The following is a 14,023-nucleotide window of genomic DNA, read 5'->3' as shown; positions in this document are numbered from 1 at the left end:
GCGCAAGTAGCCCACTTATCGCGGTGACACCAACGGACAGAACCACTCGTAGGGCACTGTACCGACGCATTTCACCATGATGCAGTGACATTGCTGTTGCTGCCACATCCAGGGCGTCGACAGCAACGCTGAGCTGCACCGGAAGTGTCGAACTCACCCTCGGTACCCGAAACAGGAGCACCGCGATAGCGATATTTCGTGTCGCGAACAAGCGGGCTATATATCGTCCGTCGGCCGTAATCGTAAGGCCGAAAAGCTGTCCCGCTACCGTAGGTGCTATCCAAGTCAGCGCTCCTACCGCGAGCCGCGTGACGATCACCGATCTAACCATCGGCGATGGGTTGATACTCGCCAGTGGGCCTTCGTCTCGTGGAGACTGCAGTCCGCTCACAATGACGGACTCACGTTGCTCGTCTCTAACGATCGTTTCGGCGGTCTAGCACCACGATATTGCCAGCGGCCAAGTCTATTCTGATACTCCCAGCAGACAGCAGCGACGCTGCCGCGCTGCTGAAGCCAGTAGCCGCGCGGCGTCGGTTGTGGGTCTGCGCGCTCAAGGATGACATCGGCCACGACTACGCCAGGTCCGTCACTTCTATATCGGGCTGCGATCAGCCTTCCGCGGTGATCGCAGATCATGGCGCCACCTTGAAAATGACCTTGGTAGATCAGAAAGCTCAATGGCCATGGACAACTGACGGTGCCGCAGTGGGCACCGTGGATGACCGGTACTCCAACGAAGGGCGCGAACGTTCCGGCTGCCTCGATCGCGCGTCGCTCGTTCGCCTTCTGAAGTGTCTGAAATAGCCGCTTTGGATGCCACATTGGGATGCTCCACCAACCCGAACCGCTCATCACCAGATCTACCTGACCGGCGAGCCGGATTGCGGTCTGGGTCCGCATGAGTTCCCAGCAAAGCGCAACGCCGACTGTGAGATCGTCGGCCTTCAATCGACCCGGGTCGTCACCTCCGATGTACAGCCGGTTCTCCCACATTGTAGGGATGTCCTTGTTGTGACGACCGAGAATGCGGCCGCTCGGACCTGCCAGAAAGTATGCATTCCGCACATGGCCGTCGTGATCGCGGACGAGCGTTGAGCCACCTATATATGCGTTGTGTCGCTGGGCCATCGCCCGCAGTAACTGAGTCGGAGCACCGTCAGTCGACGGCGCATTCTCGGCCAGCTCGGGAAGGTTCGCCACACCAGTGGAAAAGAACTCGGGAAGTGCGATCCATGACGCTCCTTCCACCGCTGCATCGTTTATCAGGGCCTCGCACATCGTCAGATTGGCGTCAATATCGCCAACCTCGGCCTCAAGCTGTACTGCTGCCGCGCGAATCATGGTCTGTTTGGGCACGCTGTGACGATAACCTAGTAGCTTGCATGATGCAAGTTATTGCCCTAGTCTGACGCGGTGCAGTCATACCAGGGCCGCCGCAAGGCCGCACAGGACCGGGACCATCAAACGACCGAAGCCGAGCGTTTTGTAGAGCGGTTTTCCGCCGCATGGACAACTCCTGCACCCGCAACGTTCTCTGATTTATTCGCTCCCACAATCAGACTGATCGCGCCACTACTTCCGGTGACCAACGGTATCGAACAGGCCGAGGAAGGCTTTGCGAGCTTGTTCTCCCTTCTTCCCGACATGCGCGGGCAAGTAATCGATTGGGTAGCAACATCAGACGGCGTCATCATTGATCATGTGTTTCGCGGTACCTTGGGACGGCAGCAAGTGCAGTGGCGCGGGATGGACCGATTCGTTCTGGCTGACGGGTGCGGCGTCGAACGTGTGCACTACGCCGACTCGCGGCCGGTGGTGAACGCGGCTGTTCGCCAGCCATGGCTGTGGCCACGGCTTCTCCGGACTGGTGCGCGCCCGGGTGCGGAGATGGCACCGAGCCGCCATCTCGCCGCCAAAAACACAGAGAACCGAGACATTGATTCCGTGCCCAGCGTCGGATCTACGTACCTCATTGCTGAATTCGCAGCGGATGGCGCCGTGCGAGCGGATGAGAAGCCCCGGGGGCTCCCTGCGTCTCGGCTGAGCGCCAAGCATCCTCATTTAGAGGCAACTGTCCTGCGGTCGGGGATTCGGGAGGAATCGATACTCCTAGAGGTGATCCTGTCGGACTGTCAAGATGCTAGTGGGTTCCGCTGGCCGGCAGTCCACTCGCTTAAACGTCAGGGTGCCAACATCGTTCGTTCTGAACTCTATTTCGACACGCTCGCGCAGCAAGTAGGCATGTTCAAACACCGAGTCGCACGGAAGTGAAGTTCATCGTCGCCGAGCTATCCGCTTGAAGCAGATGAGCGTTGACCGTGAAGGTGACGGTGGAATCAGAATCTCGCAGAAGACTATCGTAGTTTGTTGCGGTCTTTGGTCCAATGTCACTGCAGCGTGGAATCAGCGAGGATTCCGCCGAAATGGGCGGCCGAAGCACCGGCAAGTCGGAACGGACATCCTGCAGGGGTGTTCGGTGAACTTACATTGCTTTTGAACAAGGCTATCGTCGCCTGATTGCGTTGTGCTGCAGCGAGGATAGTGAACCCCGCTGCTCTGACGAAGGGCAGCAGGTACGACGGCCGCGAAGGCTTCGCAATCGCCGGTTGCGAAGGTGGCACCAGGGATTCGTGAGCGGTCGGTGCCTGCCGAACAGGCGGCAGGCGCGATTCTCGAATTTGGCAACTTTGGTGGCGAGAACTTGGCGGCAGTCTCCGGCGTTGACCGTACTCGTACGTCGCCTGTGGGGAACGCATCCGAAGAGGTTCGGCCTCAAAGTGTCTGGATGCATGACGGGCACGATGACAGCCAGGGGCGCAGTAGCCGGGACCAGTGATCGAGAGGCATAGCTTGCACCATGCAAGTAATTTGATACGCTCCATCCATCGCCCAAGCAATTCCATTGAGAACCCAAACCGGTCAGGCCGGACCGATCCAGCGGCCAATCTCATTTCGGTTGGATGCGAGCAGATGTCAAGGAGGCAATGATGCAGGTACGTGAGCTGGAGAAGATGACTTCACCTGAAGTTCGAGCCGCGATTGACGGCGGTCAGGATACCGCAGTAATAGCGTTCGGATCGCTCGAGCAACATGGAGAACATCTCCCGATTGGCACGGACGCGTTTCTCGGTGATGAGTTCGGGCACCGGGTTGCAGCACATCTGAATGCGATTCTCATCCCGACCGTGCGGGTGGGCTTCGCCGAACATCACATGCCCTTCGCCGGGACCATGACGCTGAGCAAGGAAACGGTAAGGCGGATCGCGGTCGAGTACGCGCACTCACTTGCACGGCACGGGTTTCGACGAATAGTCTTCGTGCCCACTCACGGAGGAAATATCGAACCTCTTGCACATGCAGTCCAGGACTGTATGGAGTTGAAGGGGGTATCCGTAATAAGTGTCGTATCGAACTTCAGCCGTCAGGTGCTTCAAGAGGGCACAGTCGGAGTGGCTGCCAATCTCGGCATCCCACCTGAGGAGAGCGGTGCCCACGCGGGTGAATGGGAAACCTCGATCATGCTCAAGCTGACTCCCGATCTCGTCCAGATGGATCGCGCACAGGCTGGATACACCGGAGATATGGGAGCGGGTGTCGAGGCACTATTGGCGGATGGGACGCCGATCGACGAACTCACACCCACAGGAGTTCTCGGTGATCCCCGGCGTGCTGAGGCAGACCGCGGTGAGGCCTACATTCAGGCACTCACCAATGTCGCCGTGAGCGTTCTCGAGGAAAAATGATCGCCGCAAGCGCGGCGCTCATGGCCCTCGCTGCGCTGAGCGTAGCTTGGCTCGTATGGTGGGCCAAACGTGAAGTGAGGCCGGCAGAACCAGCTGAGGGCAGCGTCCTGCGCTTCCCTGGCGGCGACCTCCATGTTCACGAGCAGGGTCGAAAACACTTACAGACGGTGGTTTTGTTGCACGGCTTTGGTGGTTCGATGCGATGGTGGAAAGCCTGCGCCGACCAGCTATCCGGCCGGTTTCACGTCATACGGGTCGATTTGCCGGGACACGGTGCCTCCGAGAAGCATCGTGGTGACTACTCCATAGACGCAGCGGCAACGCTTGTCGGAGCTGCGCTTGATCAGATGCGCGTAGATCGTGCATGGATCGTTGGCCAGTCAATGGGAGGTTTTGTGGCCGTGACGCTGGCCCAAATGCGTTCATCGCTAGTTGCGGGCCTGGTTCTCGTGGACGTCCCCCTTGAACTCCGCCATCAGAACCTCAATCGCTTGGGTCGCCTTGCGTTTACCCCATGCTTTGGGATATTGCTCCGCACATTCGCGACTCGAAGACTGTTGGCGCGCGGCCTCCGGCCGCTCTTTTCGCCGGGGTATCATATTCCAGACACCTTCATTGGCGATCTGCGGCGAATGACGTGGTCGTCGTTCAAGGGCTGCGATGAGGCACTCGACATGTTTCTACTTTCAGAACCGACTCCCGAAACTCGTGTTCGGGCCCTGTCGATGCCGGTCCGCGTAATTTGGGGGACAAACGACCAACTGTTTCCTATCGTCGCAGCTGCGCCGTATCGGCAGATGTCAAACATCGCCGTTCACGAGATCAGAGACTGCGGACACAGCCCAATGGTTGAGGCGCCCTATGAAACGACCATAGCGATTGCCGAGTGCATATCGCCAATCACCTTGAACAGTGACACCAGCTCGGCGCCTCAGCCGTGAGGATCGTCGCTTCCCGACGAGGCGCCAGTGTGCACCGCCAGATTCACTGAGAAAATGGCAATACGCCGAAGTCCGCCAGATGTCTTGCGAAAACCGCCAGATATACCGAGACAAGACACTTCGGGCGCCACACGATTCATCGGATGAACACGGCGACGTTTACTTGACATAATGTGGCTTATCGGCAAAACGCATACCAGCGGATATCCGAATCGGGCGCGACCACTGCCTGGATGGCGCGACGAACGACATCAAGCGATCGCCTTTTAAGGGCCCTCCCGCGGCACCCAAGACGCGGTCGGCATCCGCCAATGACAGACCGTGGCCGACGAGACTTGCCCGGCGCCGACGTTCCCATCGCTTGAGTCAACTGCGAATCCAGGCCGGACCGGCCCGACGTCCATCGCTTCCTCGCCGGCCGGTCACACCCGCGGCAGTCGCACAATTTGTCACTGTGACGTTTTGCCGTGTCAGCGGCCGGTACGCCCGTGCCGGTCCGCGACCGCGGGCCGACACCCGATCGGCGCGAGTCCCCGTTGGCAACGTTGCCCCGCCTCGGTCTCCGGCTGCGGGAATCGACAACAAACCCCGCTACCCCGCTTCCGCGAAAGATCAACTCCTCCAGCCTAATTCGTCACTGTGACGCTTTTCGTGCGGCGACCAAAGTACCGTCCACCGCGTAGCCGATCGGCTACCTTCGAGACGACCCCCGCGGCGGAAGGAACGACTCTGATGTTCTCCGGCCCCATCGAGGATCGCCTCGGGATCCGCGAACGATTCGACAGCTACAGCGATGCGGTCACCCGCCAGGTGCTGAACGACTATCTGGACTGCTTGTCCCAAATGGCATTCATGACCCAAATCGGTGCCATTGTCATCGACAGGACGATGGCGGCCAACACGGTCTTACTGTCTGGAGACTCTGCAATTTCGCGACGGCACCACCCGTCAGCTCATCGGGAGCTATGACGACGAGCTGCGTCGTGTCGACGGGTTGTGGCGATTCAGCATCCGCCGCTACCGAGTCCTCGTCGCTGACACCCAGAACTCATGAGCGAGTCGCCGTGCGGCGGGTTTTCGGGGATCATCCACTAGTGACCCACACGTCAAGTTCGAGTAGGGCCCTGCTTCACGTTCTTTCCAGACTGCCGTGATGACCCAGGCGCCGGTGCGCCGAGGCGTGTGGAGCCGGTGCGGAGTTGCGATGGCGATGGCGACCGTCGTCGCCGGATTCGGCATTGTCCGGGTCGTCGCCCCGAGCGACATTGCCATGGCCGAGTGCTTTCAGCGTGGCGGATACAACCCCCTGCCGTGCGTGACGACCACTCAGCAACCGGGTGCGGACAGTCCCACGACGACGCCCTCGCCCACCACCAGCAGCCCGCCCGATTCCGGGATGAACGCCTGCCAGAACCAGGCCGCCATGGGCAACGCCATCGGTCTACAACCCGGTGTATGCCGAGTAACCCAAGGACCCAACACACCACCCGACTCCGGGATGACCTCCTGCCAGAATCAGAGCGCCATGGGCAACGCCATCGGCCTACAACCCGGTGTATGCCGAGTAACCCAGGGACCCAACACACCACCGGATTCCGGCCTGTCCGCTTGCCAGAACCACAGCGCCATGCCCAACGCCATCGGCCTGCCGCCCGGGGTGTGTCCGGGGAGTCGGGGCCCCAACACACCACCCGACTCCGGGGTCAACGCCTGCCTGAACCAGGGCGCCATGGCAACCGCCATCGGTCTGCTACCCGGTATCTGTCCGCCCAGCGCCCGCAATTGATGATGTTCGGTGCCAGAACAATTGGCGCCCGGACTCCTCACCCACGCTTGCCCGTGCGCGATCTCGTGGACAGGTTCAATTCCACCGCCGCTTGAATGAGCGCGGTCAGTGCTTCCTCGTCGACGGGATCACCGTCGTGAAAATCGATGGCCCGACGGGTGTTCCCGTCGAGGCTGGCGTTGAACAAACCTGACGGATCTGACAGTGACGCGCCCTTGGCGAACGTCATCTTGACCGCATTCTTGTACGTCTCGCCGGTGCAGATCATGCCGGCGTGCGACCATACCGGCACACCGCGCCATTTCCACTCCTCGACCACCTCGGGGTCGGCACGCCTGATTACCGCACGAATGTGCGCCAGTGTCTCACCACGCCAATCGTCCAGCTCGGTAATCCGCGCGTCGATCCGTTCCGAAGCGGTGTCGTCGTCTTGGTCCATACACCCATATATCCACAGACGCGAACGATTTTGTATTCCGGCATTCGAAGAGTATGTTTTCCGGCGGCCCAAAATTGCTCCGGAAAGTATGAAGATGCGTACTCACTACCGAACTCGCGGCTTCTCTACCCGTAGGCAACGGGGTCTTCGCACCCAACACGTCCTGCGGCCGATGGCCGGTCAGTGCTTCGAGATCGACATCCAATTCGACACCAACCGTTGGGTTATCCGGGTTCCGGAGATCAACGACGCGACCGAGGCGATTTCGCGGGACAAGGTCGAGCTCGCGGCCCGTGAATGCATCGCCACCCGCACCGGTATCCCCATCGGCTACATCTCCGTCTGGGTCCGCGACTGACCTGATCCCGTTGTCCTCCAACGGTTGAGCCCCGATCCTCAGTTGGCGACGGGCCGAAACAGCGGAATCCACACGCGAGTGTCCTCCCCGCCGGACAACGACGTCCAGTCTTCGAAGAAGACTTCCACCTCCAGCCCGACCCGCATGTGCTCGCCTTCGACGTCCACCACGTTGGTCATCAGCCGCACGTCGGGCTCCTCGGCGAGTTCGACGATCGCGACGATATAGGGCGGTTCGAAGCCGGGGATCCACGGTTGGCGGTCGACGGTGAACGCCGCCACCGTCGCCCGCCCGGACACCTTTTCCGGGCCGACATCAGTGCTTCGGCAACGCCAGCAGGCCGGCGCCGGCGGGTGAAAGTAATGCCCGCATGCGCGACAGCGTGTGATGAGTAAATCCCCGTTCCGCCCGCCGGTCCAGAACGCCGCCGATTCCGGTGTGAGGCTGGGCGCCAGCCGCAGATCCGGTCGCTGATAGCTCATCGGCTGCTCACCAGCATCGAACCGGCCACCGGACCGCCACCGACGCCGACCGCGACGACCTCGGGGGTGCGGGGCGCCTGGCGCTCACCGCCCTCTCCCCACAGCTGCACACAGGCCTCGTGCAGGAAACCCATCCCGTGCAGGCGGCCGCCCGAGAGCTGACCACCGCTGGTGTTCAACGGCAGCGGCCCGTCGAGCGCGATCCGCTGCCCGCCCTCGATGAACTCGCCGACACGACCGTGCTCGCAAAATCCCAATGCCTCCAACCACATCACCGTCAGGAAGCTGAACCCGTCGTACAGCTGGGCCATGTCGACGTCACCCGGCCGTAACCCCGTGTTGTCCCACAGGGTAGCGGCCGAATCGTGGGCGGCCATCGTGGTGAGGTCGAAACGTTGTTCCCAGGTTGGTCTTTCGAACATCCCCGGACCCACGGATTCCACCGTCAGCGGGTGACGCGGCAAGCCGCTCGTGGCATCCCGGCGGGAGACGATGACGGCGGTGGCCCCGTCGCAGGGCACGTCACAGTCGTACAGACACAACGGTTCCGAGATCATCCGCGCGCTCAGATAGTCCGCCATCGTCAGTGGGTCACGGTAGACGGCATCGGGGTTGCGGCCCGCGTTGGTCCTGGCGGTCAGTGCGATGGCACCGAGTTGCTCACGGGTGAGCCCGAAGTCGTGCATGTACCGCTGCGCGGGCATCGCCAGCCAGTTGGCCGCCGACAATGCACCGAACGGTGCGGTCCATTCCATCTGGGGTGGCAGCTTGCCGCCCCCACCGAGCAATACCGAGGCGTGCCCGCCCCCGGCCCGCTGAGCAGCCGTCGATTCCCACACCGAGCGGAACACCACCACGTGGTTGGCCAGACCCAGTGTGACGGCCATGCACGCCTCGATCGCCGGCCCGATCTGCCCTGCCGTTTCCAGCCCGGACATGTACCACCTGCTGCGCAGTCCGAGCGTCGTACGCACCTCGGTGACGCTGGCACCCGAAAAGCCCGGGTTCCCGGAGACCGCACCCGGGTAGCTGGCGATGCCGTCGACATCGTCGACGGCCAGACCGGCATCGGCGATGGCGCGGAGCACCGCCTCGACCGTCAACTCCAGTCCGGTACGCCCCAGTCGCCGGCCGACCTGGGATTTGCCGGCACCGGTGATCACCGCCTTGCCGTCGAACGGACCGCGACTGGTCACGATGATCGGCTCTCTTTCTCGCGAGTAGCCTGACGGGCGCGAATGGTCTGGTCGGTGAGGCCGAGGGCCACCAGCACATCGATCGCCGTGATCACCAGCCCCCAGTAGTACATCCACCTCAGTGTCGGGTCCGGCTGTGCGGCGAAATACACGAACAGGAATATCGGCCCGACAATGCCGAACACCAGGCACATCGCCTGAATCTTCAGATACACCCAGAACGTCGCCATGTCACTGCCCGCGGGCGACGGGCCGGTTCGGATCCGAACACCACTGCGACCAGGATCCGGGGAACAGCGCGGCGTCGCGGCCGGTGGCGGTCAGCGCGGCGACGGCGACCGCCGCGGTGATCCCCGAACCGCAATACACCCCGATCGATTCGTCGGGCCCGATCCCGCACTCGCCGAGTAGCTCGTCCAGCGCGGCGTCGGCGACGAATGCGCCGTCTCCGCCGAGGAGTGCCGTGCTCGGCAGGTTCTGCGCGCCGGGTATGTGGCCGGCGACGGGATCGACCGGCTCCACCTCGCCGCGGAAGCGTTCGGGTGCGCGCGCGTCGAGCAGCCGGCGGTGACCCACCTCGTCGGCGGTCAAGGTGGACAGCGCTCCGGTGTAGAGGTCGTCGTGGCGGACTGTGACATCGCCGGGGGTCGGATCGACCGGTCCGGCTTCGATGGCACCGCCGGACGCCTGCCACGCCGACAGGCCGCCGTCGAGGATTCGCACGTCGGCGATCCCGGCCGCGGTCAGCACCCACCAGGCCCGCGCCGATCCCGCCCGGTTCCAGTCGTCGTAGACCACGACGGGAATCCCGCTGCGGACGCCCCACCGTCTCGCGGCGGCCTGCAGGGCCGCACCCGACGGCAGCGGGTGGCGGCCGCGGCCAGCCACCGCATGGTCGGTCAGATCATCCTCGAGGGACACATACACCGCACCGGGGAGGTGTCCCCGCAGGTAGAGGGCTCTTCCGTCCGGCTCGCTCAAGGTCCAGCGGACGTCGAGCAACGTCACCGCCGCACCGGCTGCCAAGCTGTCGGCCAGCGCCTCGGCCGTTACCAGCACATCGGCGCGCCCTGTCATCAACAACTCCGTTCCGTCGTCGGCCGGTCCCGACGATCATGCCCCGCGTATCGCCGCTGCGCTGAAACAGGTAGGCAACCTGAGAGGAACCTGAAATCGAGTAGTGGACTACGCGTGCGCGGGTAGATGGAAGCCCGATATTTTGGGCTCCAACATCAGTCGCGACACGGATTCCGTCGGGGGTGCCGGGATCGCCTGATGGCTCGCACCACGACTTGGGGGGTGTGGTGCGAGCGCCAGGCGGCGCTGGGGAAGGTTGTAGCGGCCTTCCCCGGCGTCCGTGGTCTTTCTCCGGTAGAGCCCGGTCACGGTCGACAGTAAGGTCGGCCGATGACGTCTCCAGCGGCCTTCACCACCGACGGCCGGCCCCGCGCCCGCGGACTCGGAATTCCGTTCTCCGGCGAAGCCGGGCCGCTCAATGCGATCACCGACGTGACCGGCGTCGAAGTCGGTGTCACGACACTGGTGGCCGGTGACGGTGCGATGACGGTGGGCCAGGGCCCGGTCCGCACCGGAGTCACCGCGATCCTCCCCCGCGGCCGGGCCGGCCTCGGGCAGCCGTGCGCGGCCGGCTGGTACTCCCTGAACGGCAACGGCGAGATGACCGGAACCACCTGGATCGAAGAGTCCGGTGCCTTCAATCTTCCTGTCCTGCTGTCGAATACCCATGCCGTCGGCGCCTGCCACACCGGGGTGATCTCCTGGGTCAACCGCATCGATCCCGTTCTGGCGCGTCAGTGGCTGCTGCCGGTGTGTGCCGAAACCTGGGACGGCTACCTCAACGACATCAACGGCGGCCATGTCCGACCCGAACACGCCGAAGCCGCGCTCGACAACGCCGCCGGCGGTCCGGTGCCCGAAGGCTCGGTCGGCGGCGGGACCGGGATGAACTGCTACGAGTTCAAGGGCGGCAACGGCACCGCGTCACGCCTGGTGCGCTACGGCCGGGACTCATTCACCGTCGGTGTCCTCGTTCAAGCCAATTTCGGCGCCCGCCACGAACTCACCGTCGCGGGGCGCCACGTCGGACCGGATCTGGGCGCCGACAACCCCTTGGACGGTGATTGGTTCGAGCGTGACCTCAACCGTCCGCCACCGGGCGCGGGCTCGGTCATCACGGTGATCGCCACCGATGCGCCGCTGCTGCCCGGCCAGTGCAAGGCGCTCGCCCGGCGGGTGCCGCTGGGCCTGGCCCGCACCGGCACCACGGGTAGTCACTTCTCCGGCGACATCTTCCTGGCGTTCTCCACCGCGCCGGCACCGGATCTGGCCAGCCGGTTCCCCATCGGCGAGGTTGGTGACGACGAGTTCGGCCGACTCACGTTCATGCCGTGGGGACGCATGGACGACCTCTACGCCGCGGTCGTGCACAGCGTCGAGGAGGCCGTGCTGAACGCGTTGGTGGTCAACGCCGACATGGTCGGCCGCGACGGCCACCGCTCACCGGCGCTGCCCCACGATCAGCTGCGCGCCCTGTTGTGACTCAGACGCTCAGCTTCGGCATGGCGTCGGGTCTGCTGAAGTCGATCTGAGCCGCCGGATTCGCGATCGCGGTGACCAAGCCGGTGCCGAACGGGCCGTCATCGTCGAAGAGTGTTCCGGTGCCGACCGAGACCCCTTCCGCAACCCAGTGCGAATCACCTTGCACACCAATGTATTCCGAAATCGGAAGCCGGGACAACGCCACGGTGAGGTCGCCGTTGATATAGCCGATTCCCTTGGTGCCGAGGTTGCTGACCAGGCTGGTGGCTTCGGCGACGACGACCGTGCGGACAAACGGTGTGATGTCGTGGCCGGCCACCACGTCGATCGGGTTGTGATAGACGCGCTTGCGGGAGGTGTTCTGGTGCGCTTCCCCGCTGGGGCTCCAGCCCGCGCCGTCGCTGCCGATGAAGAACGCGTGCGGCTCACCCTTGACCGGCGGGGTGAACGACGCCAACGACGCCTCGCCACCCCACTCCTGCCCGGGCGGCGGCTCGGACTGGCGGTACTGCACCAGCGTCGCGCGTGCGACGATCACCTCGCCCTGGACGATGTCGCACTCGGCGTTGCGAATCCGGCGACCGTCGCGAACCAGCCGCGGGCGCACCGACGTCGGGACCCGCCGCGCCGCCTTGAACAGGTCGACGGTGAGACGGGCCGGCAGGAACCCCGGCAATCCGAACCGCTGCTCCAGGTTGAAGGCGGCCAGGCTCACCACGGCCGGGCCGTTCAGCATGTCGTCGCCCCAGCGGCTTCGCGCGTTCTCGGTGGGATGGAACATACCGTCGGGATCGGATACGAAATGCGCCGGTCGGGTGGCCATCCCGGCATCCTCGCACAGCGCACTCCGGTGTCAGCCACCGGTGCTTAGCCGACATAATCATTGGGTCGGCGCACACGGCAGGACGGAGGGCACGTGTCGGATCTCGAGACCGACCGAACCGAGCGCGGCGCGGGGTATCACCGCCCGGGGCTGCTCGTGGCCACCCTGAGCGTCGTCGCGCTGACCGTCGCGGTGCTGCAGACCGCTGTGGTGCCGGTCCTGGGCGTGATAGCCAGGCAGTTGCATGCCTCGCCCGTCGAGGTCAGCTGGGCGGTGACCGCCAACCTGCTGGCCGCCGCGGCCGCCACCCCGCTGATCGGGCGGCTGGCCGACTTGTACCCCAAGAAGCGGGTGCTGCTGGCGGTGCTCGCGGTGGTGCTGGTCGGCTCGCTGCTGGCCGCGCTGACGGCCTCGCTGCCACTGCTGATCATGGCGCGGGTGCTGCAGGGGGCGTCCTATGCGCTGTACCCCATCGGGGTGGCCATCCTGCGCGAGGAGCTACCGGCCGACCGGCTCATGCGGGCCATGGCGGTGCTGTCCGGGTCGCTCGGATTCGGCGGCGGCATGGGCCTGGTCGTCACCGGTCTGCTGATGCGCGGCGACGCCGGGTATCACCGGGTGTTCTGGCTGACGACGGTGTTCACCGTGCTGGTCATCACCGCTGCGGTGCTGGTAATCCCGGCCCGTCCGCGCAGCTCCGACGGCACCATCGACTGGGCCGGCGCGGCCGGATTGGCGCTGGGATTGTCCGCCGTGCTGCTGGGCATCACCCAGGGCCACGACTGGGGCTGGGGTTCGGCGCGCACGATCGGCTGCGTGGTCACCGGTGGGCTGGTGCTCGGCATCTGGTGGTGGTGGGAGCGCCGATGTGCCCGTCCGCTGGTGTCGACGGCGATGCTGTCGCGCCGCCCGATCCTGCTGACCAACCTGGCGACCGTCCTGGTCGGGACAGGTCTGTACTTCGCCTTCCTCGGTCTGACCGGCTTCGTAGAAGCGCCGGCGGAAAACGGCTACGGGTTCGGCGCGACGGTACTGGGCGCCAGCGTGGTGTTCCTGCTGCCCGGCGCTCTCGCCGGCTTCCTCACCGCGGTGATCAGCGGTCGCTACATCGACCGGTTCGGCGCTCGGGCGGTGCTGGTCGTCGGCGCCGCCACCGGCGTCATCGGGTTCGTCCTGCTGGCCGTCCTGCACGACCAGCCCTGGCAGGTCATCGCCGCCGGGGTCTTGACCAACGCCTACATCAGCCTGGCCTACGGCGCGTTGCCCGCCCTCGTGGTGCGCGAGGTCGACGCCGACGAGACCGGTGTCGCCACCAGCATGAACGCGATCGCACGCACCGTCGGCAGTTCGATCGCCGCCGCGATCGTCGCGGTCCTGCTGGGCCGATCACACCACGGCCACCCCCCGGAAAGCAGTTACACCATCATCTTCGCCCTCGGGGCGATCACCGCGGGCGCGGCGATGCTACTCATCGCCGTCACCCGGCCGCGGTTGCGGCCGATCGCCTCGATTGAGGACGTCACCCAGTCCCGCGCGATGAACCACGAGTGGGGTTGAGCCGCGGAGGTATCTGAACCGCGAGCAGCTGTCTGGGGGGCTGCGCCCGGTGGTGGAGGATGAAAATTTGGCCGTGGTGTTCGGCCTGGTGAGGTGCTTGCGTCGCAGACGGGCGGGGTCAACCATGAAGGGGTGT

General features: G+C 64.3%; 15 protein-coding genes. 8 read left to right on the top strand and 7 right to left on the bottom strand.

All coding sequences use genetic code 11. The annotated features are described in order from the left end of the window. Window positions 1–387 precede the first annotated feature (387 nt). Entirely contained in the window at window positions 388–1,359 is a 972-nt protein-coding gene (locus ORI27_RS04210) for a carbon-nitrogen hydrolase family protein (RefSeq protein ID WP_265995277.1), read from the bottom strand. 57 nt (window positions 1,360–1,416) lie between these two features. On the opposite strand from ORI27_RS04210, the gene ORI27_RS04205 reads away from it, so the two are divergent. From ORI27_RS04205 to ORI27_RS04185, 5 genes are all read left to right on the top strand, one after another. Beyond that, window positions 1,417–2,274 carry a nuclear transport factor 2 family protein gene (locus tag ORI27_RS04205; RefSeq protein ID WP_265995276.1) on the top strand — a complete coding sequence of 286 codons (858 nt, stop codon included), beginning with the start codon at window positions 1,417–1,419 and terminating at the stop codon, window positions 2,272–2,274. A gap of 716 nt (window positions 2,275–2,990) precedes the next feature. After that, window positions 2,991–3,746 (top strand): creatininase family protein, encoded by a 756-nt coding sequence (locus ORI27_RS04200; RefSeq protein ID WP_265995275.1) that lies wholly within the window; start codon window positions 2,991–2,993, stop codon window positions 3,744–3,746. After that, window positions 3,743–4,687: an alpha/beta fold hydrolase gene (locus tag ORI27_RS04195; protein WP_265995274.1), complete on the top strand. Its 945-nt coding sequence runs from the start codon at window positions 3,743–3,745 to the stop codon at window positions 4,685–4,687. The genes ORI27_RS04200 and ORI27_RS04195 overlap by 4 nt, the downstream gene beginning before the upstream one ends. Before the next feature lie 732 nt (window positions 4,688–5,419). Then, entirely contained in the window at window positions 5,420–5,656 is a 237-nt protein-coding gene (locus ORI27_RS04190) for a hypothetical protein (protein WP_265995273.1), read from the top strand. A 184-nt stretch (window positions 5,657–5,840) separates the two neighbouring features. Continuing rightward, window positions 5,841–6,473 carry a hypothetical protein gene (locus ORI27_RS04185; protein ID WP_265995272.1) on the top strand — a complete coding sequence of 211 codons (633 nt, stop codon included), beginning with the start codon at window positions 5,841–5,843 and terminating at the stop codon, window positions 6,471–6,473. A gap of 37 nt (window positions 6,474–6,510) precedes the next feature. Here ORI27_RS04185 and ORI27_RS04180 read toward each other — a convergent pair whose 3' ends face one another. Then, a complete protein-coding gene (locus ORI27_RS04180; protein WP_265995271.1) occupies window positions 6,511–6,912 on the bottom strand; it encodes a DUF1801 domain-containing protein in 402 nt (133 codons plus the stop codon). Between the two features lie 172 nt (window positions 6,913–7,084). Between ORI27_RS04180 and ORI27_RS04175 the strand changes: the two genes are divergently transcribed. Continuing rightward, window positions 7,085–7,270, top strand: coding sequence for a long chain fatty acid-CoA synthetase Faa4p (locus ORI27_RS04175; protein WP_407666223.1), 186 nt, complete (start codon window positions 7,085–7,087; stop codon window positions 7,268–7,270). A 38-nt stretch (window positions 7,271–7,308) separates the two neighbouring features. On the opposite strand, the gene ORI27_RS04170 is transcribed toward ORI27_RS04175, so the two are convergent. The 4 genes from ORI27_RS04170 to ORI27_RS04155 are packed head-to-tail and all read right to left on the bottom strand — an operon-like array spanning window position 7,309 to window position 10,025. Continuing rightward, entirely contained in the window at window positions 7,309–7,752 is a 444-nt protein-coding gene (locus ORI27_RS04170; RefSeq protein ID WP_265995269.1) for a Zn-ribbon domain-containing OB-fold protein, read from the bottom strand. After that, window positions 7,749–8,948, bottom strand: coding sequence for a thiolase family protein (locus ORI27_RS04165; protein WP_265995268.1), 1,200 nt, complete (start codon window positions 8,946–8,948; stop codon window positions 7,749–7,751). Before ORI27_RS04165 ends, ORI27_RS04170 begins: the two co-directional genes overlap by 4 nt. Further along, on the bottom strand, window positions 8,945–9,178 hold the full coding sequence (locus ORI27_RS04160) for a hypothetical protein (protein WP_265995267.1): 234 nt from the start codon (window positions 9,176–9,178) through the stop codon (window positions 8,945–8,947). Before ORI27_RS04160 ends, ORI27_RS04165 begins: the two co-directional genes overlap by 4 nt. Window position 9,179: 1 nt before the next feature. Further along, window positions 9,180–10,025 carry a sulfurtransferase gene (locus ORI27_RS04155; RefSeq protein ID WP_265995266.1) on the bottom strand — a complete coding sequence of 282 codons (846 nt, stop codon included), beginning with the start codon at window positions 10,023–10,025 and terminating at the stop codon, window positions 9,180–9,182. Between the two features lie 330 nt (window positions 10,026–10,355). On the opposite strand from ORI27_RS04155, the gene ORI27_RS04150 reads away from it, so the two are divergent. Further along, window positions 10,356–11,507, top strand: coding sequence for a DmpA family aminopeptidase (locus ORI27_RS04150; protein WP_265995265.1), 1,152 nt, complete (start codon window positions 10,356–10,358; stop codon window positions 11,505–11,507). A gap of 1 nt (window position 11,508) precedes the next feature. On the opposite strand, the gene ORI27_RS04145 is transcribed toward ORI27_RS04150, so the two are convergent. After that, the gene (locus ORI27_RS04145; RefSeq protein WP_265995264.1) at window positions 11,509–12,330 is read right to left on the bottom strand and encodes an acyl-CoA thioesterase domain-containing protein; all 822 of its coding nucleotides are present in this window, start codon (window positions 12,328–12,330) and stop codon (window positions 11,509–11,511) included. A gap of 93 nt (window positions 12,331–12,423) precedes the next feature. Here ORI27_RS04145 and ORI27_RS04140 point away from each other — a divergent pair, with 93 nt between their 5' ends. After that, window positions 12,424–13,887, top strand: a complete 1,464-nt coding sequence (locus tag ORI27_RS04140; protein ID WP_265995263.1) for an MFS transporter — start codon at window positions 12,424–12,426, stop codon at window positions 13,885–13,887. Window positions 13,888–14,023: the final 136 nt, after the last annotated feature.

It is taken from the genome of Mycobacterium pinniadriaticum, assembly GCF_026242045.1.
Classification (GTDB): Bacteria; Actinomycetota; Actinomycetes; order Mycobacteriales; family Mycobacteriaceae; genus Mycobacterium; species Mycobacterium pinniadriaticum.
This window is presented reverse-complemented; position numbering and strand designations above follow the sequence as displayed.